The 1,091-nt window shown below is 64.4% G+C and carries 1 protein-coding gene; it reads right to left on the minus strand.

Going from position 1 to position 1,091, the window contains the following annotated elements; genetic code table 11:
- Positions 1–1,091: adenosylhomocysteinase (locus tag U4012_RS35525; RefSeq protein WP_321804540.1), on the minus strand; the 1,091-nt coding region annotated here is incomplete at both ends.

Here is a 1,091-nt window from a genome sequence, read left to right on the forward strand (position 1 = left end):
CGCTTGCCGTCCGGGAAGATGATGTGGTCGACCTGCGGCTTGATGTTTTCCCACTGGTACTGGCGGGTCGACGCGACGTCGATTTCCGAGTCGAAGTGGCCGATGTTGCAGACGATCGCGTTGTGGCGCATCGCCTTCATGTGATCGTGGTTGATCACGTGGTAGTTGCCGGTCGCCGTCACGAAGATGTCGGCCTTGTCGGCCGCGTATTCCATCGTCACGACGCGGTAGCCTTCCATCGCCGCCTGCAGCGCGCAGATCGGGTCGATTTCGGTGACCCACACGGTCGCGCCCAGGCCGCGCAGCGACTGCGCGCAGCCCTTGCCCACGTCGCCGTAGCCCGCGACGACCGCGACCTTGCCCGCGATCATCACGTCGGTCGCGCGCTTGATGCCGTCGACGAGCGATTCGCGGCAGCCGTACAGGTTGTCGAACTTCGACTTCGTGACCGAGTCGTTCACGTTGAACGCCGGGAACGGCAGGCGGCCGTCCTTTTCCATCTGGTACAGGCGGTGCACGCCGGTCGTGGTTTCTTCGGTCACGCCCTTGATGTGCGCGAGGCGCGTCGAGTACCAGGTCGGGTCCGCGTCGAGGTGCTTCGCGATCGACTTGTACAGCGCGACTTCTTCCTCGTTGGTCGGCTTCGCGATCACCGAACGGTCCTTCTCGGCCTTCGAGCCGAGGATCAGCAGCAGCGTTGCGTCGCCGCCGTCGTCCAGGATCATGTTCGCGAATTCGCCGTTCGGCCATTCGAAGATGCGGTGCGAGAACTCCCAGTATTCGTCGAGCGACTCGCCCTTGAACGCGAACACCGGCGTGCCGGCTTCGACGATCGCCGCTGCAGCGTGGTCCTGCGTCGAGAAGATGTTGCACGACGCCCAGCGGACATCGGCGCCGAGCGCCTTCAGCGTCTCGATCAGCACGCCGGTCTGGATCGTCATGTGCAGCGAACCGGCGATGCGCGCGCCCTTCAGCGGCTGCTGCGCCTTGTATTCGTCGCGGATCTGCACGAGGCCCGGCATTTCGGTCTCGGCGATGTTCAGTTCCTTGCGGCCCCAGCCGGCAAGCGCCATGTCGGCGACGATGTAATC

The sequence above is a fragment of the Burkholderia sp. BCC1988 genome (genome assembly GCF_905339895.1).
Lineage (GTDB): Bacteria > Pseudomonadota > Gammaproteobacteria > Burkholderiales > Burkholderiaceae > Burkholderia.